The sequence below is a fragment of the Bradyrhizobium sp. ISRA464 genome (assembly GCF_029910095.1).
Classification (GTDB): domain Bacteria; phylum Pseudomonadota; class Alphaproteobacteria; order Rhizobiales; family Xanthobacteraceae; genus Bradyrhizobium.
Genome location: NZ_CP094526.1, coordinates 3,383,024 through 3,405,691, shown reverse-complemented (window position 1 = coordinate 3,405,691; position 22,668 = coordinate 3,383,024). Strand labels below are relative to the sequence as shown.

21 protein-coding genes, 1 tRNA gene and 1 pseudogene are annotated in these 22,668 nt (G+C 63.9%); 6 read left to right on the top strand and 17 right to left on the bottom strand.

The window, feature by feature from the left end; all coding sequences use genetic code 11:
- Positions 1 to 174: 174 nt before the first annotated feature.
- Positions 175 to 1,434 carry an MFS transporter gene (locus MTX19_RS15865; RefSeq protein ID WP_280984370.1) on the top strand — a complete coding sequence of 420 codons (1,260 nt, stop codon included), beginning with the start codon at positions 175 to 177 and terminating at the stop codon, positions 1,432 to 1,434.
- Between the two features lie 244 nt (positions 1,435 to 1,678).
- Positions 1,679 to 3,382, top strand: a complete 1,704-nt coding sequence (locus MTX19_RS15860) for a bifunctional protein-serine/threonine kinase/phosphatase (RefSeq protein ID WP_280984369.1) — start codon at positions 1,679 to 1,681, stop codon at positions 3,380 to 3,382.
- Positions 3,383 to 3,430: 48 nt separating this feature from the next.
- On the opposite strand, the gene MTX19_RS15855 is transcribed toward MTX19_RS15860, so the two are convergent.
- The 7 genes and pseudogenes from MTX19_RS15855 to MTX19_RS15820 form a co-directional block, all read right to left on the bottom strand.
- Positions 3,431 to 4,057 (bottom strand): hypothetical protein, encoded by a 627-nt coding sequence (locus MTX19_RS15855; protein WP_280984368.1) that lies wholly within the window; start codon positions 4,055 to 4,057, stop codon positions 3,431 to 3,433.
- Positions 4,054 to 4,596 carry a c-type cytochrome gene (locus MTX19_RS15850; RefSeq protein ID WP_280984367.1) on the bottom strand — a complete coding sequence of 181 codons (543 nt, stop codon included), beginning with the start codon at positions 4,594 to 4,596 and terminating at the stop codon, positions 4,054 to 4,056. Before MTX19_RS15850 ends, MTX19_RS15855 begins: the two co-directional genes overlap by 4 nt.
- Positions 4,597 to 4,663: 67 nt before the next feature.
- Positions 4,664 to 6,436 (bottom strand): PQQ-dependent dehydrogenase, methanol/ethanol family, encoded by a 1,773-nt coding sequence (locus MTX19_RS15845; protein WP_280984366.1) that lies wholly within the window; start codon positions 6,434 to 6,436, stop codon positions 4,664 to 4,666.
- Between the two features lie 114 nt (positions 6,437 to 6,550).
- Complete coding sequence (locus tag MTX19_RS15840) at positions 6,551 to 7,015, bottom strand: copper chaperone PCu(A)C (RefSeq protein WP_348638298.1); 465 nt, start codon at positions 7,013 to 7,015, stop codon at positions 6,551 to 6,553.
- 525 nt (positions 7,016 to 7,540) lie between these two features.
- Positions 7,541 to 7,933: an NUDIX domain-containing protein gene (locus MTX19_RS15830; RefSeq protein WP_280984806.1), complete on the bottom strand. Its 393-nt coding sequence runs from the start codon at positions 7,931 to 7,933 to the stop codon at positions 7,541 to 7,543.
- Positions 7,934 to 8,007: 74 nt separating this feature from the next.
- A complete protein-coding gene (locus MTX19_RS15825) occupies positions 8,008 to 8,190 on the bottom strand; it encodes a hypothetical protein (protein ID WP_280984364.1) in 183 nt (60 codons plus the stop codon).
- A 110-nt stretch (positions 8,191 to 8,300) separates the two neighbouring features.
- Positions 8,301 to 8,755 (bottom strand): annotated as a pseudogene (locus tag MTX19_RS15820) (cupin domain-containing protein).
- Positions 8,756 to 8,844: 89 nt separating this feature from the next.
- Between MTX19_RS15820 and MTX19_RS15815 the strand changes: the two are divergent.
- Both MTX19_RS15815 and MTX19_RS15810 read left to right on the top strand, forming a co-directional pair.
- Positions 8,845 to 10,068 carry an IS701 family transposase gene (locus MTX19_RS15815; protein ID WP_280985451.1) on the top strand — a complete coding sequence of 408 codons (1,224 nt, stop codon included), beginning with the start codon at positions 8,845 to 8,847 and terminating at the stop codon, positions 10,066 to 10,068.
- Entirely contained in the window at positions 10,065 to 10,220 is a 156-nt protein-coding gene (locus tag MTX19_RS15810) for a hypothetical protein (RefSeq protein WP_280980268.1), read from the top strand. The genes MTX19_RS15815 and MTX19_RS15810 overlap by 4 nt, the downstream gene beginning before the upstream one ends.
- Positions 10,221 to 10,455: 235 nt before the next feature.
- Here MTX19_RS15810 and MTX19_RS15805 read toward each other — a convergent pair whose 3' ends face one another.
- From MTX19_RS15805 to MTX19_RS15765, 9 genes are all read right to left on the bottom strand, one after another.
- Entirely contained in the window at positions 10,456 to 11,859 is a 1,404-nt protein-coding gene (locus MTX19_RS15805; RefSeq protein ID WP_280984363.1) for an amidase, read from the bottom strand.
- Positions 11,860 to 11,943: 84 nt separating this feature from the next.
- Positions 11,944 to 12,705 (bottom strand): SDR family NAD(P)-dependent oxidoreductase, encoded by a 762-nt coding sequence (locus tag MTX19_RS15800; protein WP_280986054.1) that lies wholly within the window; start codon positions 12,703 to 12,705, stop codon positions 11,944 to 11,946.
- A 51-nt stretch (positions 12,706 to 12,756) separates the two neighbouring features.
- On the bottom strand, positions 12,757 to 13,467 hold the full coding sequence (locus MTX19_RS15795; protein WP_280984362.1) for an ABC transporter ATP-binding protein: 711 nt from the start codon (positions 13,465 to 13,467) through the stop codon (positions 12,757 to 12,759).
- Positions 13,457 to 14,176, bottom strand: coding sequence for an ABC transporter ATP-binding protein (locus tag MTX19_RS15790; RefSeq protein ID WP_280984361.1), 720 nt, complete (start codon positions 14,174 to 14,176; stop codon positions 13,457 to 13,459). Before MTX19_RS15790 ends, MTX19_RS15795 begins: the two co-directional genes overlap by 11 nt.
- A 2-nt stretch (positions 14,177 to 14,178) precedes the next feature.
- Positions 14,179 to 15,252: a branched-chain amino acid ABC transporter permease gene (locus tag MTX19_RS15785; protein WP_280984360.1), complete on the bottom strand. Its 1,074-nt coding sequence runs from the start codon at positions 15,250 to 15,252 to the stop codon at positions 14,179 to 14,181.
- A gap of 114 nt (positions 15,253 to 15,366) precedes the next feature.
- On the bottom strand, positions 15,367 to 16,233 hold the full coding sequence (locus MTX19_RS15780; protein WP_280986053.1) for a branched-chain amino acid ABC transporter permease: 867 nt from the start codon (positions 16,231 to 16,233) through the stop codon (positions 15,367 to 15,369).
- 96 nt (positions 16,234 to 16,329) lie between these two features.
- The gene (locus tag MTX19_RS15775) at positions 16,330 to 17,568 is read right to left on the bottom strand and encodes an urea ABC transporter substrate-binding protein (protein ID WP_280986052.1); all 1,239 of its coding nucleotides are present in this window, start codon (positions 17,566 to 17,568) and stop codon (positions 16,330 to 16,332) included.
- 33 nt (positions 17,569 to 17,601) lie between these two features.
- Entirely contained in the window at positions 17,602 to 18,600 is a 999-nt protein-coding gene (locus MTX19_RS15770; RefSeq protein ID WP_280984357.1) for an acetamidase/formamidase family protein, read from the bottom strand.
- A 17-nt stretch (positions 18,601 to 18,617) separates the two neighbouring features.
- Positions 18,618 to 20,018: an amidase gene (locus tag MTX19_RS15765; protein ID WP_280986051.1), complete on the bottom strand. Its 1,401-nt coding sequence runs from the start codon at positions 20,016 to 20,018 to the stop codon at positions 18,618 to 18,620.
- A gap of 413 nt (positions 20,019 to 20,431) precedes the next feature.
- Here MTX19_RS15765 and MTX19_RS15760 point away from each other — a divergent pair, with 413 nt between their 5' ends.
- Together MTX19_RS15760 and MTX19_RS15755 are read left to right on the top strand one after the other, a co-directional pair.
- On the top strand, positions 20,432 to 21,607 hold the full coding sequence (locus tag MTX19_RS15760; protein ID WP_280984355.1) for a transporter substrate-binding domain-containing protein: 1,176 nt from the start codon (positions 20,432 to 20,434) through the stop codon (positions 21,605 to 21,607).
- A complete protein-coding gene (locus MTX19_RS15755) occupies positions 21,604 to 22,191 on the top strand; it encodes an ANTAR domain-containing protein (RefSeq protein WP_280984354.1) in 588 nt (195 codons plus the stop codon). Before MTX19_RS15760 ends, MTX19_RS15755 begins: the two co-directional genes overlap by 4 nt.
- A 313-nt stretch (positions 22,192 to 22,504) precedes the next feature.
- Here the strand turns inward: MTX19_RS15755 and MTX19_RS15750 are convergent.
- Positions 22,505 to 22,578, bottom strand: a tRNA-Gly gene (locus MTX19_RS15750).
- Positions 22,579 to 22,668 lie beyond the last annotated feature (90 nt).

Below are 22,668 nucleotides of genomic sequence, written 5' to 3'. Positions count from 1 at the left end.
TTGCTGACGAAGCACCGCGGTCGATTTCGATGGCACGGTTATTGCTGAAGTCCTTGCTGATTGGGAACGTCTCAACGACGAGCGCTCTCGTCCTTCACTCCATTCTGTCCGTTTGCGCCAAGGCCGGTCGCGACTGCGCGGCTGCCTTCGCCGCAGCACCGCGAGGCTTTGCAAATGAAGTTTGCTGAATTCAGGAAGGCGGGTCACTGGCCGACGCTGCTGGCCGCTTTCCTGTACTTCGATATCAGTTTCATGGCGTGGGTCTCGCTCGGCCCGCTGATCGTCTATATCGCGCGCGACATGCACCTGGCCGTGAACGAGAAGTTCACGCTGGTTGCGATTCCCGTGCTGGCCGGCGCGCTGCTGCGGGTGCCGATGGGCCTGCTCGCCGACGTCATCGGCGCCAAGCGCACCGGCATCATCGCCCAGCTCGTCGTGATTGCCGCGACGATTGCGGTTTGGCAGTTCGGCTTGACCAGCAAGCTGGCGATCGAGCTGTTCGGCGTGGTGCTCGGCATCGGCGGCGCCTCGTTTGCCGTCGCCCTGCCCCAGGCCAGCCGCTGGTATCCGCCGCAATACCAGGGCGTCGTGATGGGCATTGCCGGCGCCGGCAATATGGGTGTCGTGCTCGACACCCTGCTCGCGCCGAGCATTGCCGAACATTGGGGCTGGCAGGCCGTGTTCGGCTGCCTTCTGATCCCGATGGTGATGGTGCTCGCCTATTACGTCGCCGCCGCCAAGGACGCACCGGGCGAGCGCAAGCCGATCTCGCTGAAGGCCTATGGCGCGTTGCTCAAAGATTCCGACAGCCGGTGGTTCATGTTCTTCTACTTCATCACCTTCGGCGGCTTCGTCGGGCTCGCCAACGCGCTGCCGCTCTATTTCACGGTGCAATATCATGTCTCCGGCGTCGCGGCGGGCCTGCTGGTGGCCTTGATCGTCGCCTTCGGATCAGGCTTCCGTCCCGTCGGCGGCCTGATCGCCGACCGCATCGGCGGCATCCGGGCGCTGTCGATCCTGTTCGGCGTCGTGGTCGCCGCCTATCTCGTGATCGCCTTCATGCCGGAAGGCCCGACGGCGCCGGCACAGAGCGGCTGGGCGCTGACCCAGATGCCCCGGATCGCCTGGATCTCGGTTCTCCTGTTCTCGATCGGCGTGCTGGCACTCGGCATGGGCAACGGTGCGGTGTTCCAGCTGATCCCGCTGCGCTTCCGTCACGAGATCGGCCTGATGACCGGCCTCGTCGGCTGTGCCGGCGGCGTCGGCGGCTACTTCCTGGCGCAGACGCTGGGCACCGCCAAGGCCATGACCGGCGGCTTCGGCGCCGGCTTCCTGTTCTTCGGTGTCCTGGCGTTGCTTGGCTTCATCGGACTTGCCATGGTCAAGGTCCGCTGGCGCACCACCTGGGGCGCGGTGTCGGGGGCGCGCGTGTAAGCCACCCCGCGCCCGGGGATGAAACATGAGTTCAGGACGGATTGCCACGGCGTCAATTGTTTACCTCTCCCCGTCGGGGAGAGGTCGGATCGCATCGCCAGATGCGATCCGGGTGAGGGGTTACGCCCTCGAGTGGGACCCGAGCCCCCTGACCCGCGCCTTTGGCGCGACCTCTCCCCAATGGGGAGAGGTGACACGCGCGGGGCGGCCATCGCGTCTCACATGCATTCGGCGTTGAACGCACGTGGCGAACGGCTCGCAACGGGATCTCGGAGTTCGCGTCGGTTTCGCCAGCGAGACCGGCAAGCGCGCCGCCAATGAGGACTATGTCGCGGCCTGCCTCGGCCGGTCGGGCGGCATCAGTGCCGACGTGGTCGCGGCCGTGGCCGACGGCGTCGGCGGCCACAAGGGTGGACGCGAGGCCGCCGAGGTCGCCGTCCGCAGCTTCATCGACGCCTATTATTCCCTGCCGGAGACGCTCGGCGTCCGCCGACGCGCCGCACGCGCGCTGGAGGCCGCGAACGGTTGGATCTACAGCCAGGGCCGCGTCGATGCCGCGCGCAGCGGCATGGCCTGCGCTTTCTCGTCGATCGTGCTGTCGCGGCGGCAATGTCACATCATTCATATCGGCGACACCCGCGCCTACCGTTTGAGCGAGGGGCGGCTGGAGCGGCTGACGCAGGATCACATCGCCGGCCGCGGCGATCTCGCGCACATGCTCAGCCGCGCCATCGGCTTCGAGGAATTCGCGCGGTTCGACTACTTGACCGTGGGGCTCCGGCAGCATGACCGGCTCGTCATCTGCAGCGATGGCGTGCACGGAGCGCTCGGCGATGTCAGCATCCAGCAATTGCTCGAGCAACGCACACCGCCGGAAGAGTCGGCGCGCGCCATTGTCGAGGCCGCACTCGCCGCTGATGGCAGCGACAACGCCACCGCGCTGGTGCTCGACATTGTGGACCTGCCGCCGGCGGACCGCGACGAACTCACCCATGCGATCGCCGCGCTGCCGATCCTCGACCTGCCCGCGTCAGGCGACGTCATCGACGATTTCGTGCTCGGCGATGTTCTGTCCGACGGCCGCTACAGCCGCCTGTTCAGGGCCGTCGACAAGCGGGCCGGCCGCGAAGTCGTGCTGAAATTTCCCCACCCGCGCGTTGCCGGCGAAGGCTCCTACCGCCTCGCCTTCGTGCGCGAGGCCTGGGTTGCCGCGCGGGTGCGCAGCCTGTGGATCGGCGAGATCATCGAACTGCCGGCGGAGCGGCAGACGCGACTCTATTCGGCGATGCCGCTCTATGACGGCGAGACGCTGGAGCAGCGCCTCAAGCGCGCGCCGCGACTATCGCTCGCCGAGGGGATCGGGATTGCGACCAAGCTCGTGCGCGCGGTCACGGCGCTGCACCGCGCCGGCATCATCCATCGCGACATCAAGCCCGACAATGTGATCCTGCTGAAGGACGGCGGCCTGCGCCTGGTCGACCTCGGGGTTGCGCGCGTGCCGCTGCTCGAGGATTTTCCGGCCGAGGACATCCCGGGCACCGCGAGCTACATGGCCCCCGAACTGTTCGGCGGCACGGCGGGCAACGAAGCGTCCGATCTGTTTGCGCTCGGCGTCACCGTCTACCGGATGTTCACGGCGAATTATCCGTTCGGCGAGATCGAACCATTCTCGCGGCCGCGCTTCGGCAAGCCCGCGCCCCTGTCACGCTACCGCCCGGACCTGCCGGCCTGGCTCGACGCGGTAATCGGCAAGGCGATCAGCGTCGAGCCCGCGCACCGCTACGGCGATGCCATCGAGTTTGCCCATGAGCTGGAAAACGGCGCCACCTGGGCCGGGCCCGCGGTGGCGAGCCGCAAATCGCTGCACGACCGCGATCCCGTGACATTCTGGAAGGTGCTGTGCGCCATTCTCGCCGTGATCATCGTGGTGCTTCTGGCGCGGCATTAGCCGAGGATGAGTTTAGGTCGAATAGACCCGCCGCAGACTAGCTTCGCCTCAGGACCCGGCGCGACGAATTGTAATCCGGGTCTCGTCGGTGAAATCCTTGAGCTCCTTGTTCGGCTCGCGATAGAGGTGCCGCTCGATCTCGATCGATCGGCCCTCGGTCGTCTTGCTGCAATGCTCGTCGACAAAGCTGCCGCCGATGGCCTGCTTGTCGCCCGCCGGTTGCGCTTCCGAGCAGGTCCACCCGTCCGCACCGTAGCGGGACTTGGCCTGCAGCCCGAGCAGGAACGCCTTCTTGCGCAGATACAGTCGCGCCTTCGGATCGGTCTCGATCATCAGAGCCGCGACCTTGGCGTCGTGATCGATCATGACGGTGAGGATGGCCGGATGGCCGCCCACCAACGTGCCTTCCCGCGACGTCGCAGGGTCGTACTCAAAATGGATCGCGCGCAGCTGGTCCGCCCCGGCCGGGCAGTCGGACCACTGCGTCCAGCCCGACAGCTTGTGCGCTTTATTTCCCGCGCAGGTCAGGTTGACATACCCCGCGTTGGGCGCGCTGGTAATCGCCATGCCGACACTGATGTCGCGCAGGTCTCCCGCGGTCGCCATCGCCGGCACGGCTGCCGTGATGGTGGCAGCAAAGACCAGGCCATGGATTGCTGATCGCTGCCTGCTCATGGTTTTGCCTTGTCGCTCTGACCGGACGGCGCGGCGGCGTGCCCGGCCTCCTTGTAGATGTTGCAAACGCGCGAGCCCTCGCCGAAGAACGCGATGCATTGGTCATAGGTCGGCTCGCCCTTGCCCTTGACATGAGCCAGCACGTAGTCGGCGACGGCCTCGATCTCGTTGGGCCGCAGGAAGACGTTGGCTTCCGGCGGCATGCGATCGCCGACATCCTGGCGCGTCATCTCGTAGCATTTCGTGGTGTCGTAGGCGCCGCGCACGAAGAATGGCATGCCGGTGCCCGGCCGGCCGCAGCTGACCGTCTCGATGATCTGCTCGCGCGTCAGCTCGGTCTTCCGAAGTGACAGCGCGTCGCCACCATAGCCGCCGCCCCCGTTGCCGTGCCACTTGTGGCAACCCATGCAGTTTGCCCGCTTGAACACCGCCTTGCCTGCATCCGTCGGATCGCTTGCCGCCTGCGCATGCGCGGCCTCCACAAATCCCATCACGAGCGCGCAGCCAAGCCACGCGCCAACCAGCCATGTTTGCTTCATTTGCTTTGTTTCTCTCGGCCAAATCGACGCGGGAGGCTTCGGGGGGAAGCCTCCCGCGGTTGCGACGTCAAAGGGCGAACACGTAGAGCATCGAGCCGGGCTGCATCTTCTTCAGCTCGGGCGTGGCGTCGATGAACCACTTGTCCCAGGCACCGCCGAGACCGACCAGGATCGCGACGTACTGCTTGCCGTCGACCGAGAACGTCATCGGCGGCGCGTTGACACCGCCGCCGGTGTTGAACTCCCAGAGCTTCTGCAAGGACTTCGCGTCATAGGCGATCACCTCGCCAGACGGCTGTCCGGAGAACACGAGGTCAGGCGTCGCCAGGATGCCGCCGAGGTTCGGGAACTGCGTCTCCGCCTTCCCCGCCACCTTGCCGGTGGTGACGTCGATCGCGGTCACGCTGCCGGTGATCTTGACCGGTTGGCTCGGTCCACCACCGGTGAAGAATTCGCGCGGCTTGAACTTGTCCGGCGTCATCTCCTCGACCGTGATCCGGTTGCAGCTCTCGATGACGGGGATGTACCAGAGCTTCAGGTTCGGATTATACGCAGTCGGCGGCCAGTTCTTGCCGCCCATGTTGCCGGGGCAGATGTCCGTCACCTTGTTCTGACGGCTCGGCGTGACCGACACATTATAGCGCTGCACGCCCTGCTTCGCATCGTACTCCACCGGCTTGCCCGACTCCGGATCGAGGCCCTTGGTCCAGTTCACCTTCTTCACGAACGGCAGGCCCCAGATGAACTTGCCGGTGGTGCGGTCGATCGCATAGGCGAAGCCGTTGCGATCGGCCTCGAGCGCGAGCTTCAGCGTCGTGTTGTTCGGGCCGGGAACATCGGCCAGCACGTTTTCCGCCACGCTGTCATAGTCGTAGGGATCATTCGGCGTGTGCTGGTAATGCCACTTGATCTTGCCGGTGTCGGCATCGAGCGCGAGCGAGCTGTCGGTATAGAGATTGTCGCCGGGCCGGTATTCATTATCCCAGTCCGGGCCGGGGTTGCCGACGCCCCAGATGATCGTGTTGGTCGACGGGTCGTAGCTGCCGGTGACCCAGGTGGATCCACCGCCGGTTGCGGCGGCGCTCTTGTCGTCCTTCCAGGTCTCGTGGCCGGGATCGTCCTTGCCCGGGATCGTGTGCGTCCGCCAGACCTCCTTCTGGGTCTTCAGGTCGGTCGCAGCGATCCAGCCGCGAATGCCGTATTCGGCGCCGGCCACGCCCGTGATCGCCATATCCTTGACGATCAGCGGCGCACCGGTGATGACCTCACCCTTGTCGGGATCGGCGACCTGACGCTGCCAGACGACCTGCCCGGTCTCCTTGTTGGTTGCGATTAGGCGGCCGTCGAGCGTGTGCGAGATGACGAGGTTGCTCCACAGCGCGACGCCGCGGTTGTCGACGCCGCAGCACGCGACTGCGCCGGCCCAATCGTGGTCGGTCTTGGGATCCATCTTCCAGAGCAGCACGCCTTTGCCACCATGGGCATCGATCTTGTAGACTGAGCCCCAGCCGTCGGTGACGTACATGAATCCGTTTTCGACGATCGGAGTCCCTTCCAGTCCGCCATGCGACCAGATTCCGCCGCCCTCGACGCCACCGAGCGCCATGGTCCAGGCGACCTTCAGGTTCTTGACGTTGTCATGATTGATCTCGGTTAGGGTCGAGAACCGGTTGGCCGAGTAGTCTTTATGATGGTGCAGCCAGTTGCCGGCTTCCTTGTCAGCATTGAGCAGTCGCTCCTGGCTGACGTCTTCCGCGAACGCGAAAGAGCCGGCGATGGTCGCAGCGGATGCTACCGCCGCTGCGAGCATATGGGATTTAACCCAATTCAACCTCGTCATACTTGTTTCCTCCGGATCTAGCATCTTCATTGATCGATTGCCCGTCACATACGGGCTTTCGGGTGAGAAGCCTTGAGTCCCGGCGGGTGACTGTCGGCCCGCCGCCTTCCGTGGTCACTTCTGGACCATCACCTCCGTCTCGATTGTTCCAGCTTTCTGAAAAACGATTGCGCATTTGAACGTCTCGCCGGGCGCGAGCGCCTGACGCAACTGGAGCAGCATGACGTGGTAGCCGTCGCGCTTCAGCTCGAGCGTTCCCTTGGCGGGGACGGGGATGTTCGGGATCGAACGCATGGCGGGCGCGCCTTCGCCGCGGTCGACGGTATGACGCTCGGAAAAATTCGCGACCGGACAGCGGACGCGAAGCAGTGCGTCGGCGCTGTCGGCCTCGTTCCTGATCGTCATCGTCAAGGGAAGGTCCCCACCCTCTTTGTCGGCCGCCGGCACGCGCGCGTCCACGATCTGCAAGGATTCGCGCGCGGCCGCGCCATGCACAATTCCGAACGCGCTGATCAGGCAGAATAATGGCAGCGCGATCGTTGTTGTTCTGCACGCAACCACGCACTGCAGCATCCGCATCGCTGACATCCAGCTTACTCCCACTGCCACCACCGACAAGCACTGTTTCATGCTTCGTCGCGCGCTGCCAGCGATTGATGATCCGGAACCCGAAGAGTCTCACCGTGCGACTTCGATGCACGCGATGGTCGTGCTAGCCTTCGTGCGTGACCATCGATATACGTCCGCCAGTCGAGCGCGATGCCGCGCATGCCGCACTGCGTGAGGTTATTGGCGCGCGCGAGCAGCCATGTGCTCGCAAAGGCGTTCCTTGCCTCGTTCCTCACTGAGGTCGCGACGCCCGGCTCGATCCCTTGGTCTGACGTCAACCCGGCGGGATGAAGGTGCGCGCAAAGAACACCCGGGCCTTGGCCTTCTTCAATCGATAAAGCTGCGCGGGCCGGTTCGAGCCCTTTCGCATCCTGGCGACCGGCTCGATCAGGTCGGCGGCGAGCATGCGGGTGCGGAATGCGCTCTTCTCCAGCGGGCGGTCGAGCACGATCTCGAAGGTGCGCTGCAATTCCGGCAGCGTGAATTCGGCCGGCATCAGATAGGCCGGCAGCGAGGTGTATTCGACCTTGCTGCGCAGACGCTGGACCGCGGCCTGCAGAACCTCGGCATGGTCGAGGGCAAGCCGCGGCTTGACCTTTTCGCCATCGACCGCGAACCACTGCGCGTCGCCGCCAATACACGGCCCGCCGCCTGCTCGGGCAGCAGCGCGAAATAGGCGTGGGTGGCCGACCAGCCGCGCGGATCCCTCGTGGCGCTGCCCCAGCTCCCGAGCTGCTCCAGATAGGGACTGACGACGCCGGTCTTGTCCTTCAGCTTCCGCACCGCGCAGGCCTCCAGGTCGCGATCGCCGGCGATATCGACGAACCCGCCAGGCAAGGCCCAAGACCCTGGAAACGGCTCGCTTTCCGTCTTCGGGCGTTGAACCAGCAGGGCCTGAAGCGCGTCTGACCGTCGCGGAGCGCGAGGGACGGCTCGTCGTCTAAGGGCGACAACGGCGCCGTTCAGCGGGGAATGGGGTGCAGCCTTGCCAGCTGGTCGAGCGGCAGATCAGCCTCCCGCTCGCTCAACGGAAAGCGGACAATGATGTCCTGGCGGCCGAGCTGCCCCCACAGCCCCTCCGACGACCATTTCTGCGGCTCGGGTCCGCGCGGACCGTCGATCCAAACGAAGTACCACTCCGTCATGAGAACCATCCGAACACCAGCACACCCTGAAAATTGGTGCTGCGCCGACCATTCCGCAACGCCCGATTTGACGTCGCGGCGGCTGCCTCTGTTGTCCGCTGGCTCGGGATCTAGCCGTAGCGCGTGCCGTCCTTGTGCAGGAGCCGGCCATCGGAGCTCGGGCTTATCATGTCGATGTCGGAGCAGGTGATGACGTCATTCGGCGATCGCGAGCCGACCTCGAGATAGATCGCTTTCGTCCCCGACCGGTTGATCAAATGATGCCCGTTGCCGGAGTTCTTTGCAAACGCCGCGCAATCGCCGGCGCGCAGCACCGCTCGCCGCGGTCCTCGATCAGCGTCAGCTCGCCCGCGAGCACGTAGACGAACTCGTCTTCGTCGGAATGCCAGTGGCGCTGGCTCGACCAGCCTCCCGGCGGCAGGCGCATGAGATTGACGCCGAAATCAGTGAGCCCACCCGCGTCGCCGAGCCGCTGCCGCGCCCGCTCCGCGCTCGGCGCGGCGAACTCTGTGGGATAACCGGATCCCTTGCGCTCCGGCACATGAGCGATGTCGACCTTCGGCATGGCAACCTTTCAAGCGATGATGACGCGACGATCGCGTCGCCTAGCATTACAGTTGCATCTTCCTGAAGGTTCTGAATCTATGGGCGACCATGATTCGGGATCTGATGATTGGTGGCGCGTCGGTTGAGGATACGCTGACGCTGTGGGCTTCGTCGTTGCGAGATGCCAAGCAACGCATCCGTCCGCTGTTTACGCAAGAGCGGGTCGCGGCCTCGGCGGGGCAATTTCTCGACGGACTGTTGGGCAACGAGCCGCGCAAGACGGGTTGGATGCGGGCGGAAGCGGCTGGCGATCCAGGCCCGTGGCGCCAGCAGGCGATTCTGGGTCGGGGGCAGTGGGATGCCGACGCGCTGCGCGATATTGTACGTGAGTACGCGCTGGAAACGCTGGGTGACGAGGACGCGGTTCTGGTCATCGATGAGACCGGCTTTTTGAAACAGGGCAAGGCCTCGTGTGGGGTCGCGCGCCAGTACACTGGCTCGGCGGGCAAGATCACCAATTGCCAGATCGGAGTGTTTGCCTCCTATGTGTCGCGGCATGGCCATGCCTTCATCGATCGGGCGCTCTACCTGCCAAAGGAATGGACGGACGAACCCGCTCGCCTGAAGGCCGCACATGTCCCGAGCGATGTGAGCTTTGCGACGAAGCCCCGGATCGCGCATCAAATGATCGCTCGCGCGATCGCCGCAAAGGTGCCGTTCTCGTTCGTAGCAGCGGACAGCGTGTATGGCACGGGAGCGATCGAAACCCTGCTGCGCAAGGCGGGCAAAGGCTATGTTCTGGGGGTTGCTTCCAATCACGTGTTCTATTCCTGGGGCAAGCAGCAGCCTGTCGCCGGCACTGCCTCTACGATCGCGCAGAGCCTTCCCAAGAAGGCCTGGCGCCGCCTGCCGTCCGGCGAAGGAACCAAAGGTCCGCGCTGGCACGACTGGGCCTATCTTGAGCTGGCCGATCTCGACGCCGGCGAATACAACGACGACCTTGCCGGGGAATGGACCCGAGGTCTTCTGATCCGCCGCAATATTGCCGACAACAGCTTAGCCTTCTTCTCCACATGGTGCCCCAAGGGCACGTCCATGCAGAAGCTGGTATCCGTGGAAGGCCATCGCTGGGCCATCGAAGACAGCTTCGAAACCGCCAAGAACGAGCTCGGTCTTGATCACAACGAAACCCGCTCCTGGCATGGCTGGCATCGCCATGTCTCACTGGTCATGCTTGCCTTCGCCACGATGGCCGTCATCCGTCATCGGGCCAACACCGGAGCATTGCTTAAAAAAACGCGACCGCGGCCCCGACCGAAGCATCGTTCTTGATCCGCTGGTCGATCCCGGAAATCCGCCGCATCGCCATGAAGCTCGCCCAGCGGCGCATCCCGCATGCCCACATCCTCGCATGGTCATCCTGGCGCAGGGCTCATCAAGCCAACGCGCGCAAAGCGCATCTCAAGCAAAAATTACAACTGTAATGCTAGCAGAATCTCTCGCCGAAAGCTTGTCGGCCGCGCGCGGGCGATCCGGTCTCAGGCCCCGACCAGATCCATGCGCGTCGCTCTTCTCGTCGCTCATAAAGGATAATCCCGACTCCAGCCAAATAGTCCCCGCCGCGGGGAGCGATTTGCGCGCCGCGCTCTCTCTATCCCGCTCGCCCGATCGACCGGCCAGCAAGCTGGCCCGATCGCCGTGCAGCTCTGATCACAGATCTCAGTCGACCGGAGGCCGCCGCGTATGCCAGTCCGTCGCCGACTGGAAGGCATGACCGGCGCGCGCAAGGACATCCTCGGACAGATGCGGCCCGACCAGTTGCATGCTCAACGGCATGTGATCCGATGCCATCCCCATCGGCAGGGTGATCGTCGGGCTGCCGCTGAAGTCGAAGACGGCGGTGAAGCGCAGGATGCTGAGCAATATGCTTGGATCGGCGCCATATTCGCTCATCTTCGCAAGCGTCGGTATCGGGACCGGCATGGTCGGGACGAGCAGCAGGTCGATGTCCGAAAACAATGCGGCAAGGCTGCCGGAGAATATGAGCCGCTCGTGATGAATGGCAGCGATCTCCACACCACTGACAGATCTGCCCTGCTCGATCAGCAGCGCGAGGTCCGGGCCATACTCCAACTTGCGCGCCGGATAGGTTTCGAGATGTGCTTCCGCTGTCTCCACCGAGCACATCGGAATCCACATGCTGACGAGCTTCTCGTAGGAAGGGAATTTAACCTCGCGGATCTCAGCGCCGAGATCAGCAAGGGCGCGCTCGGCTTCCAGCAGGGCGACGACGACTTGCGGGTCGATCCCGTCCTGGGTGTATCTGCGGTCCACCCCGATCCTCAGGCCGCGGATGCCGTCTCCAATTCCGGCCAGATAGTTCGGCACGGCTGCCCGCAGGGCGGTCGGATCATTGACATCGGCGCCTGCGATGACGCCGAGCATTGCCCCGGCATCCGCCGCGCTCCGGCACATCGGCCCGACATGATCGAGCGAACCCGCCAGCGAAAAAATGCCGTGCCGGCTGACCCGCCCCCAGGTCGGCTTGATCCCGGTCAACCCGCAGGTCGCCGACGGAAACCTGATCGAACCTCCGGTGTCGCTGCCGATCGCGCCGTAGCAGAGCCCCGCCGAGGTTGCCACGCCCGACCCGGTCGACGAGGAGCCGACCCAATAATTCGTATTCCACGGATTGAGCGGCGCCTGATTATCGGGGTGATGGCTCGTATAGGCGCCTTCCGTCATCTTGAGCTTGCCGAGCGTCACCGCGCCGGCACGCTCCAGCCGATCCACGATCGTCGCATTGAAGGACGGCACGAACTTGGCATGGATCGTGGTGCCGCCCGCGGTCGGCGCGAACGTCGTGTAGCAGAGGTCCTTCAGCCCGATCGGGACGCCGTGAAGCGGGCCGCGCCAGATGCCTTTGGCGATCTCGTCATCGTAGCGCCTTGCCTGCGCCATGGCCCGCTCCGCGAGGACCAAGGCATAGCCGTGAAACTTCCCGTCGAGCCGTGCGACCCGGTTCAGGATTTCCTCGGTGATCTCCGAAGGACGCGCCTCCCTGCGGCGAAGCAGTTCGGCGATTTCAGTGATGGACTTGTAGTGCAACGGATCCGCTGACATCTGACGCCCTGTTGTTATCGAAATGATTGCCCGGATCGGTGCCGCGGGCGGCGCGGTTTCATGCCTTCGCTGCCTGCTCAGCGCCTAGAACTGGACGCCGCGCGTCAAGGCACCGTCCACCACCAGGTTCGTCCCCGTGATGAAGCTTGCCGCGCGGCTTGCAAGAAACACGGCGGCGTTCGCCATCTCCTGCGGCGTGCCCATGCGGCCGGTCGGGTTGAGCGCCAGCGCTGACCTGTACAGCTCGGGATTGTTGTCCTTGATCATGTTCCAGACGCCACCTTCGAAATAGGTGTTGCCCGGCGACACCGAGTTCGCCCGTATGCCCTTGGCGGCGAGTTGGTAGGCCAGCCCCTGTGTGTAGTGGATGATCGCCGCCTTGAAGGTGCCGTAAGGGCCGCTGGCAAAATCGACTTCACGCCCCGAGACGCTGGAGATGGTCACGATCGCCGCCGCCGCGCTCTTTTCCAAATAGGGCATCGCCGCATTGACCAGACGCACCGTCCCCATCATGTCGGTGGAGAACTCCTTCTCCCAGCTCTCCTCGTCCTGCCCGATCGACAACGCGCTGACATTGGCGACCACCACATCGATGCTGCCGAGCTTGGATGCCATGTCAGCGACCCACGCCTTGAGCGCGGCACCGTTCGAGACATCGACGGCGCTGCCGAACGCTGCAACGCCCTTGGCCTTGATCGCGGCAACCGCGCTGTCCACATCGGCCTGCTTGCGCGCGCAAATTCCGACATTGGCGCCTTCGGCAGCGAAGGTGTCGGCAATTGCCCTGCCGATCCCCCTGGTGCTGCCGGTGACAAGAACCTTTGCTCCCTTAAGTCCCAGATCCATCTGTCATTCCCTCCCTCATTATTGATTGCAGAACGCTTCCTGGCCCGCTGATCAAAGCAACAATTGCGCGCGGACATTGTCCGCGTTGACGTCCTCTCCAGCCAGTGATCGGGTGATCTTGCCTTTCTCCATGATGTAGCAGCGCTGGGCGATTGCCAGGATCGTGTCGAGGTTCTGCTCGACGAAGATGATCGTCGTCCCGAGCTCGTCGCGGAAGGATTTCAGTGCCTCGCAAATATGCTGCACGATCGACGGCTGGATACCTTCGGACGGCTCGTCGAGGATCATCAGGGTCGGATTGCCGATCAACGCACGCCCAATGGCGAGCTGCTGCTGCTCGCCGCCCGACATGGTGCCCGCGATCTGACGCCGGCGCTCCTTCAATCGCGGAAAATACTCGTAGACCAGCTCCGGTAGCTTCTTGCCGTCAGGTCCGCCGATCAGTTCGCCGACCTGCAGGTTCTCCTCGACGCTCATTTGCGGGAAGACGTCGCGGCCCTGCGGGATATAGCCGAAGCCGGCACGCGCCCTTGCATCGGCCTCGAGCTGGGTCACATCCTGCTCCATGAAGGTGATCGTGCCGCGCCAGGTCTGCAGCAAACCGATGAGGCATCGCATCAGGGTCGACTTGCCGACGCCGTTGCGGCCGATGACGCCGACGATCTCGCCGCGCGAGACCGACATGTTGACGCTCTGCAGGATCGGCGTCGCGCCGTAGCCCGCCCACAGTCCCGACACATCCAGAATGCGCTCAGTGGGCATGGCCCTGACCCAGATAGATGTCGGCGACCTTCTCGTCTTGCAGGATCGCATCGAGGCTGCCGCGCGCGAAGATCCTGCCGAGGTGCAGCACCGTGACGCGCTGCGCGACCTGGCGCACGAAGGCCATATCATGCTCGACCACGAGAACCGTCATGCCCTCGGCATTGAACGACTTGATCAGCTCGCCGGTCTTGTAGGTCTCCTCCGGCGACATGCCGGCGGTCGGCTCGTCCAGCAGCAGGAGCTGCGGCCGCAGCGCCAATGCCATCCCGATCTCGAGCCATTGCTGCTGGCCGTGCGACAGCTCACCGGCCAGCTTCCCGCTGTCCGCCGCCAGGTTGAGCAGCGTCAGCAGCCGCTCCTCTTCCGTGCCGCGTTCGGCGCCGGAAAGACGCTCCTGGAGCGCGATCTGGATATTCTGGCGCACCGGCAGCTCCTTGAAGACGCTCGGCGCCTGCATCTTGATGCTCATGCCTCGCTGCACCCGCGCATAGGGCCGCTCATTGGTAATATCGACGGAATCGAAGAAGATGCTGCCCTTGGTCGGCGGGTAGAGCCCGACGATCAGCTTGAACAAGGTGCTCTTCCCTGCCCCATTGGGCCCGATCAGGCAGTGAACCTCGCCGGCATTGACCGTCAGATCGACGTCGGAAACGGCGGTCAATCCACCGAAGCGCTTGGAGACGCCTTTCACATCGACGAGTGTCATGGTCAAGTCTCATCCGATTGCAGGCGGCCGGCGTCGGCCAACGTGGACGCCGGCTCGCGCCGCTGACGCCTGGTCCACCAGTCGACAACGAGCTTGCCGATGCCGAGCACAAAGCCCTGCGGCGCCAGCATCACGGTCGCGAGCAGAAGCGCCCCCATCAGCACCAGCGCTGCCTGCTGACTGTAGACCGTGATGGTCTGGAAGCCGAACAGCAGCAGGAATGATCCGACAAGCGTCGCGGTCAGATCGCTGCGCCCGGAGAACGCGACCCACACGATCGGCATCGCCGCCGCCGGAAGGCCAATGCTCGATGGGGTGATGAACTGTCCCCAGGAGGTGTACAGCGCACCGCTGAGCCCAGCGAGACCGCTGCCGATCACGAAGGTCAGGAGCTGGTATTTGCGCACGTCGTAGCCGAGCATCTCGGCGCGCTGCGGATTTTCCCGCGTGGCGACGATCACGTTGCCGACGCTCGAGTTCACCAGCATGCGCAGCGCGAAATAAACGATCACGATCAGCGCGATCATAATGTAATAGAGCGCCGATCCTTCGATGTAGAAGTCACCGATTGCCAGCGGGTCCATGCCCTTCATGCCATTGAAGCCGTTCAGCCGCGCCGGGCCGATATGCCATTCCGGCCCGGCCGTCTGCCCGAGGAAGAACGCAAGCACCAGCGTCGCCGACAGCGTCACGATGCCGAAGAAGATGCCGCTGATGCCGCCCCAGATCATGAAGTAGCCGAGGATCCCGGCCGCGACCATCGCGATGAGCACGGAGAGAACGAGCGCTGCGATCGTCGTCGTCCCGCCGCCCATGTTGATCGCGAGCACGCCATAGCCGTAGCCGGCGATGCCGAAGAAGAAGGTCTGGCCGAACGACAGCATGCCGCCATAGCCCCACATCAGGCAGAGGCCGAGCGCCATGAAGATCCAGATCAGGAAATAGGCGAAGTTGCCGACATCATAGGAGTCGGCAAACAGCGGATAGATCAGCGCGCATGCCAGCACGGCAAGGAAGCAGGACCAGAAGATCTTGCCTCGTCCGAGCGTCTGCGGACCGTCGAGCAGCTTGAACATCAGGGATCCTCGCTTCGACGGTGATACGGTCGACTGCGATCGCATCACCGTCTCGCCTCTTTGTTTGAGCATGATCCTTGCAGAAAACCGCTTCACACTTTTCCGGATCATGCTCTAGCGCCCACGACGCACCAGCACGCTGGACAGTCCTTCGGGCAGGACACGAATGACTAGGATGACTGCAAACAGCATGCCGATCTGCCCGATGATCTGGCCGTAGCTCGCGTTCAGCGTCATCCGGATCATCGCCAGGAACACCGCCGCCGGCGCCGTTCCGAGCAGCACATTGGCGCCGCCGATCACGACGGTGACGAAACTCTCCACCACGAAGGTCGCGCCCATCGTCGGGATCAGCGTCATGGTCGGCGCATACAGCGCGCCGCAGAGGCCCGCCAGCCCCGTGCCGATGCCGAAGCTGACCACATAGATCCGGCCCGTCCGGGCGCCCAGCGCCTTCGCCATCGCCGCGTTCTGCATCGTCGCCCGTGCGATCACGCCGAAGCGTGTCTTCATGAAGATGATGTAGAGACCGATGAGCACCGCTACCGCACATCCGAACAGCACGAGCCGGTAGGTCGAGAACGTATACTCACCGATCGCAAAGCTCCCTTCGGGGGTCCCGATGCCTCGCACCGCGGAGCCGACGATCAGCAGCATCGACTGCGTCACGATCAGGCTGAGACCCCACGTGGCAAGCAGGGAATCGAGCGGACGCTTGTAGAAGCGCCGCACGATCAGGAACTCGACGACGACGCCGATGAGCCCCGCCGTCACCGCGGCGAGGATCTGCGCGATCGGAAGCGGCACGCCGAGATTCACCAGTCCGACGGTCACATAGGCGCCGCACATGATGAATTCGCCATGCGCCATGTTGATGACGCCCATCATGCCGAACACGATGGCAAGGCCCGCGGCCGACAGGATCAGGAACGCGAAGACGTCGGCGAACTGATAGAACAGCGAGAAGAGTTCAGCCGACATCCTGGCCTCCCTGATCGCGGCGCCGCATCGTTGCGACGCCGGTGAGGCGGAACGCCTCCACGTGTTCACACGAGCAAGATTCGTGCCCCGCGCACGTCACGACTTGCTGGGAAGATGGCTCGGCGTGTACTGATCCTTGTCGTTCTTCTTGGTGAGATCGCAGCCGATCTCGCCAAGCCAGTACGGCTGGATCGTTCCGTAGTCCTTCTCAACCGTGACCTCGTGCTTGAGGCCGACCGAAATCAGGCGCATGCGGTGCGACGTGTGCTGGCTCTTCGGATCGATGCAGACCTTGCCTTCGGGCGCATCGATGCAGGCAGCGCCGGTCGCGATCACCTTGCGCAGGTCCTCGAGCTTGGTCGACTTCGCCTTCTCGACCAGCGCCTTGTACATGTAGAGCGCGTTGTAGGCGTTGTAGCCCATGTCGTTGATGTAGAGCTCGTCGGGGAACTTGGCGTGCCAGCGCTTTTTGAAGTCGTTGGCTTCGGGGGTGTCGATCTCCTCGAACCAGTTCGCGGTCGCATGCATGTTGTTGAGCGCCGGCGGCTTGAACCGCTTGTGCTCGAAGCCGAGCATGATCTTGATCGAGGAGCCCATCGGCAAATTGAGGTTGGCCGCGGCGGCCTGCTCGAAGAACGAGTCCTGCGCGGCTCCGACATTGATGGTCAGCAGCCAATCGGGTTTCGCCTTCTGGATGTTCTGAATCGTTTGCGCGAATTGCGAGACGCCGAGCGGGATGAACTCCTCGCCCACGACCTCGCCGCCGAGATCCTTCATGATCTTGCGGTTCCACTCCGCCGAGATCTGGCCGAAATTATAATCGGCGGCGATGACGTAGACCTTCTTGCCGAACTTCTCGACCATCCAGGGGATCAGGGTCGAGAACTGCTGCTCGGGCACCGCGCCCATGCTGATCATGTTGGCATCGCAGACGCCGCCTTCATACTGGTTCGTGTAGAAATACGGCGTGGTGGTGCGATCGACGATCGGACGCAGCGCCTCGCGCGAGGCCGAGGTGATGCCACCGATGAGAACGTCGACCTTGTCGCGATTGAGCAGCCGGCGGCCGAACTCCTGATAGCGGGCATTGTCGCCCTGCGGATCGAGATGGATCAGCTCGATCCGGCGCCCGAGAATGCCGCCGCTCTTGTTGATTTCCTCGACCGCGAGCTGCGAGCCGTGCAGCTTCGGCATGCCCATGAATGCGAGGTCGCCGGAGACGTCCTCGAGCAGGCCGACCTTCAGCGGCGGCTCGGCCGCGTGAGCAACACTCAGTGCCGCCACCGCGACAATTGCGCCGAGCAAAGCAGTCCCACACCTACGTCCCAAAATCATGGCGATGTCCCCTGTCCTTGAAAGTTGTGAAAGTCACGTCTTGAGATAATTCTTCAGGATCGACGCCCCCATCGTGTATTTCGGGTCGACCATGTTGCCGAGCCGCATGCGGCCGGCCTGGCTGAGCAGCATGTACGCGTCGATCTCGTCGAAGCCGTAGTCGGCGCTCATCCAGCGCACGAGCTCGCGATAGGCGATGCGGGCTGCGTCCTCGAGCGGGCGCGCGCTGCCGATCGTCATGATGAAGTCACGGGTCTCGAGCCGCGGCCAGGCGAAGCTCCAGTTCTTGATCAGATCGACCTGGAGCGTCACCGTCGCGCGCTGCTCGAGCGCGACGCCGGAGAGCTCGCCGTCGCCCTGCGTCGCGTGGCAATCGCCGACATAGAGCAGCCCGCCTTCGGCGTGGACCGGCAGATAGAGGATGGCCCCGGGTGCCACGTCCGGCAGATCCATGTTGCCGCCGTGGTAGTCGGGCTGCAGCGAGGAGATCGCCTCGATCTCGGGCGACACGCCGATCGTGCCGATGAAGGGCTCGTAGGGCAGCGTGATCTTGTCGTTCCAGCGCACGCCATTGCGGTCGACATGCAGCTTCTTCACCCGCTCGGGCAGCGGCGGATTAAGCATCGCCGTGGAGGCGGTCCCGACCAGCCCGCCGAACTCCGGGATGATGCAGGTCGTTCCAGCCGGCTGCGCGCCGCGCGTCTCGACGTCCATGATATAGACGGCAAGGCAATCGCCCTTCTTGGCGCCCTTGACCGCGATCGGCCCGCATTGCGGATTGAGGTAAGGGAAGTTGAGCTTGGCGGTGGGGCTGTCGCTCTCGCTGGTCAGCACGCCGCCGAAGGCGTCCTCGGTCTCGACGACGACCACGCCGCCTGGATCGATCGACAGCGTCGGCTTCGCGTAGGGACCGTAGACATAGTGGAGGCCGCCCTGTTGCTCGATGGTCAGACTATGGGTCGTGCCCGTCGCGCCCTTGGCGACGGCCCGCTTCGCCATGATCGAACTCTTCAGCCAGTCTTCTGCAGACATGCGAGGGACTCCTCGATTCAGAGTGCGGGATGGCGCTTGTGCCAGTCGGTGACGCGCTGGAGCGCATCGCCTGCGCGCACCAGGCTTGCTTCGCCGAAGTGAGGCGCGATAAACTGGAAAGCGACCGGACCGCCGTTCGGGGCGAAACCGCCGGGAAGTGTCACGGTCGGGCTTCCGGTCATGTCGAACGGACAGGTGAAGCGGAGTAGTCCGGTGATCAGGGACGCATCCTCGCCGAGCGTCGCCATCTTGACGAGCGTGGGCGCGGCGAACGCCTGGGCCGGAACCGCGATGAGATCGACCGTCTCGAACAGCAGCCGCACCGCGCCGCGAAATGCTTCGCGCCGCAGTACGATCTTCTGATAGTCCATGCCGGATTGCGCCCGGCCGAGATCGAGCAGGCTTGCAAGCGCGGGGCCATATTCGTCCTTGCGCGACGGATAGGTCTGCTCGTGCGCGACAGCCACCTCGATGCCGCACAGCGGGAACCAATCCTCGATCACGGCCACGGCATCGGGAAACGCGATGTCCTTGATCGTTGCGCCGAGATCGGCGGCGACACGCAAGCCTTCGCTAAGCACCTTGCCCGCGGCCTCGTCGGTGCCCTCGCTGGTCCAGCGCCGGTCGACACCGATCGTCACGCCGCGCAGATCACCCGATAGGCCGGCGAGATAGTCCGGCACGGGCAGCGGCACGGATGTCGTATCCTTGGGGTCCTGGCCTGCGATCACGGCAAGCATCGCACCGCAATCCACCGCGCTGCGCGCCATCGGTCCGATGTGATCCAGTGTGGCCGCGAGCTCGAACGCGCCATAGCGGCTGACCCGCCCCCAGGTCGGCTTCAGCCCCGTGATGCCGTTGGCGGCCGAGGGAAAGCGAATCGATCCGCCGGTGTCGGTGCCGAGCGATCCGAAGCAGAGGCCTGCGGCGGTCGCGACACCCGAACCGCTCGAGGATGCCCCCGACCAGAGATCCGCATTCCACGGGTTCTTCGGCGGATCGATCTTCGGATGGTGATCGGCATAGGCGCCCTCGGTCTGCTGCAGCTTGCCGAGAATGATCGCGCCCGCATTCTTCAGCCGCGCAACCACCGTGGCGTCCTCGTTGGGACGGAAGTCGCGGTGGATCGGCATGCCATGGGCGGCCGGCGCGCCCTTGACCCAGCAGAGATCCTTGACCGCGATCGGCACGCCATGCAGCCGCCCCTTGATCTTGCCGGATGCGATATCCTTCTCGGCAGTGGCGGCTTCGGCGAGCGCCGCATCGGCCATCACGTAAGCGTAGCTCTTGAGCTTGCCGTCGAGCTGCTCGATCCGTGCGAGCATCGCCTTGGTCACTTCGACCGGCGACAGCTTCCTTGCATGGATCTGCTGCCCGACTTCAATGAGTCCGAGATAGTGAAGATCTGTCGTCGGCATCGTTTCTCATCCCCGCGCTTGACGTAACGCAAGCGCGGGCCAATCACCGCGCATGCGCCTCCGGCTTGGCGACAACGCATCGCCAACTAATTTGGCGGCAAAAGAAAAAAGCCACCCGCCCCTCCGAAACGAGGTGACGAATGGCTCTAATGCCGCGGCTATGATCTATCGCATGGGCCTGAAATCGAACGCAGCACGTAGTGCGGGGATCAGGACGTCATCGGCCAGATCGACGCACGCAAGGTTCGACAGGAAGCCCGGTAGCAGAAAATTCTAAGTACGTGTCCGGCGCATTGTCAACGAGCTGGCTGCACAAATTTCACGAGGTGCATGCGCAGCAATTCAGCAAGACCTCTTGCGCCCATAGCGGCGATGATGGTCTGCTCAATGCCTTGCACTGCCGAAAGTCCCCGATGACGAAGCCGTCCATTCCAGTAGGCATCATATGCTCGCAGCACGGGCCCTATCAGGCCATGGGACGCGAATTGCTCAAGAGCGCGTTGATGGCCGTCGACGAGATCAACAACGAGAGTGACTTCGACTTCTCGATCACGCCCCACGTCCGCGATCCCCGTGGCGTCGTTTCGGAGTATCACACCGCTTGCGACGACCTCATTCGCAACGTCGGCGTCGAGCACATTGTCGGCTGTTATACCTCGGCATCGCGCAAGCAGGTGCTGCCAATCGTCGAGCGCACCGATCGCCTGCTCTGGCACCCCGCCCGCTACGAGGGGTTCGAATGTTCAGACAACGTCATCTATGTCGGCGCATCGCCCAACCACAACGTGCTCCCGCTCGTGCGCTATGTGCTCGAAAACGTCACGCGGCACCTCTTCTGCGTTGGCTCCAATTATGTCTGGACCTGGGAAACCAATCGCGTGACACGCGAGCTGGTGACGGCGGCGCAAGGCAGCATCCTTGCCGAACGGCTGCTTGAGCTCGGCGAAAGCACGGTCGGCCACATTGTCGATGAGATTGTGCGCCGCAGGCCGCCGGCCGTCTTCAATACCCTGGTCGGTAGCTCGAGCTACGATTTTATCCGCGCCTTCCACGCCGCGACCACAAGCGCAGGCCTCAACATCCCGATGCTGAGCTGCAGCCTGTGCGAGCCCGAGCTCAAGGTTGTGGGACCGGCATCGGCCGGCTGCATCACGTCGTCGGCCTATTTCGAAAGCATCCGCCTGCCCGAGAACCGCACCTTCGTCGCACGCTGGAAGGCGCGCTATGGCGATGCCAGCAGCCCCTGCGTCGACGGACAATCCACTTATGTCGCGGTCTATCTGCTGGCGCGCGCGCTGCAACGCGCGGGCACATCCAACATCGGCGAGGTGCGGCGCGCCGCGGCGGGCCATCGCTACAATTCGCCGCAAGGACCGGTCTGGATCGACGGCGGCAACAACCACTGCGTCCTGACGCCGCGGCTCGCCGTTTCCAACGCCGAAGGACAGTTTGACATCTTCTGGGAAGCAGATGCTCCCGTTAGGCCGGATCCCTATCTGACGCAGCTCGACGTCGCCGTCAGCCCCGCGCGGGAGACCGCAAGGGACGGAGCGTCGCCGAATGCGCCGCATTTGCGGGTTGTGAAATGAGCAAGCCGTCTTCATTTTCGCTGCGCGGACGCAAGGCGCTCGTTGCCATCAAGGACGAACGCGACGCGTCGATCGTCCGACGTCAGTTCGAGCGCCTCGGGATCGACACCATCCAGTGGGAGCCCGGCGGCGCCGTCGACGGCTGCGCGGACCTGGCGCTGATCGATGACGAATTCCTGCCGCTGACCGCGCCGGCGCAGCGCGCGTTCCTCGGACGATGCCCGGTCATCGCCCTGCTCGGCACGGAGACGCCGAGCCGCCTGAAGCTGATGCTCGAGCTCGATCCCGCCACGTTTCTCGTCAAGCCGCTGCGCTCGGCCGGTATCTACGCCGCGCTCGTCATGGCGTTCGAACGCAACGAGCGCACCAACGAGTTGAAGCAGCAGGTCGCCAAGCTGGAGCAGCGCCTTCGCTCGCGCCGCGTCGTGCTTGCCGCCGTCCTCCAGGTCATGCACTCGCATGCCATCGCCGAACCGGCCGCCTTCGCGCTCATCCGGCGAGCCGCCATGGAACAGCGCAAGACCATCGAGGAACTCTCCGCGGAAGTCACGGCCAGAGGCTATCTGCCCAGGGCCACCGGCTAGACCTATCTATCGGTGTTATTGCGAGTCCTTCCCCTCAAATCCCGCAAGGTGCGCTTCGGGCGTCGACGAGGCAGTCGTGCGGCGCTTCGCGCAGCAAAAATCCATTAATGCTGCGATTACAATGTCAGTATGGACCGCGAGACCGCGGAGGTTGGCGCCTGACTGAAGAACCTCACCGCCGCCATCGTGAATGACTGAGCGCTCAATGCCGCGTTGAAGCGACAGATGATCGAGGTCGAACAAGAATGCGACGCATCTTGCAGGCGAGAGCACATGCAACACGTTGTTTCGTCGTGATTTTTACGGACGGTGTTGGAGCGGGTGAAGGGAATCGAACCCTCGTATTCAGCTTGGAAGGCTGCTGCTCTACCATTGAGCTACACCCGCGTTGCGCGATCACCTAACACGGCCGGGCGGCCGCCTCAACTGCTCCGGCTGCGTCTTCGGCCTCTGTGAACGGCCTTTATTTGCGCATAA

Excerpts from the sequence above, each read along its gene's own strand:
- MTX19_RS15865 (WP_280984370.1), top strand. The coding sequence starts at position 175 with ATGAAGTTTGCTGAATTCAGGAAGGCGGGTCACTGGCCGACGCTGCTG.
- MTX19_RS15855 (WP_280984368.1), bottom strand. The coding sequence starts at position 4,057 with ATGAGCAGGCAGCGATCAGCAATCCATGGCCTGGTCTTTGCTGCCACC.
- MTX19_RS15850 (WP_280984367.1), bottom strand. The coding sequence starts at position 4,596 with ATGAAGCAAACATGGCTGGTTGGCGCGTGGCTTGGCTGCGCGCTCGTG.
- MTX19_RS15845 (WP_280984366.1), bottom strand. The coding sequence starts at position 6,436 with ATGACGAGGTTGAATTGGGTTAAATCCCATATGCTCGCAGCGGCGGTA.
- MTX19_RS15840 (WP_348638298.1), bottom strand. The coding sequence starts at position 7,015 with ATGCGGATGCTGCAGTGCGTGGTTGCGTGCAGAACAACAACGATCGCG.
- MTX19_RS15825 (WP_280984364.1), bottom strand. The coding sequence starts at position 8,190 with ATGACGGAGTGGTACTTCGTTTGGATCGACGGTCCGCGCGGACCCGAG.
- MTX19_RS15815 (WP_280985451.1), top strand. The coding sequence starts at position 8,845 with ATGATTCGGGATCTGATGATTGGTGGCGCGTCGGTTGAGGATACGCTG.
- MTX19_RS15805 (WP_280984363.1), bottom strand. The coding sequence starts at position 11,859 with ATGTCAGCGGATCCGTTGCACTACAAGTCCATCACTGAAATCGCCGAA.
- MTX19_RS15800 (WP_280986054.1), bottom strand. The coding sequence starts at position 12,705 with ATGGATCTGGGACTTAAGGGAGCAAAGGTTCTTGTCACCGGCAGCACC.
- MTX19_RS15795 (WP_280984362.1), bottom strand. The coding sequence starts at position 13,467 with ATGCCCACTGAGCGCATTCTGGATGTGTCGGGACTGTGGGCGGGCTAC.
- MTX19_RS15790 (WP_280984361.1), bottom strand. The coding sequence starts at position 14,176 with ATGACACTCGTCGATGTGAAAGGCGTCTCCAAGCGCTTCGGTGGATTG.
- MTX19_RS15785 (WP_280984360.1), bottom strand. The coding sequence starts at position 15,252 with ATGTTCAAGCTGCTCGACGGTCCGCAGACGCTCGGACGAGGCAAGATC.
- MTX19_RS15780 (WP_280986053.1), bottom strand. The coding sequence starts at position 16,233 with ATGTCGGCTGAACTCTTCTCGCTGTTCTATCAGTTCGCCGACGTCTTC.
- MTX19_RS15775 (WP_280986052.1), bottom strand. The coding sequence starts at position 17,568 with ATGATTTTGGGACGTAGGTGTGGGACTGCTTTGCTCGGCGCAATTGTC.
- MTX19_RS15770 (WP_280984357.1), bottom strand. The coding sequence starts at position 18,600 with ATGTCTGCAGAAGACTGGCTGAAGAGTTCGATCATGGCGAAGCGGGCC.
- MTX19_RS15765 (WP_280986051.1), bottom strand. The coding sequence starts at position 20,018 with ATGCCGACGACAGATCTTCACTATCTCGGACTCATTGAAGTCGGGCAG.
- MTX19_RS15760 (WP_280984355.1), top strand. The coding sequence starts at position 20,432 with ATGACGAAGCCGTCCATTCCAGTAGGCATCATATGCTCGCAGCACGGG.
- MTX19_RS15755 (WP_280984354.1), top strand. The coding sequence starts at position 21,604 with ATGAGCAAGCCGTCTTCATTTTCGCTGCGCGGACGCAAGGCGCTCGTT.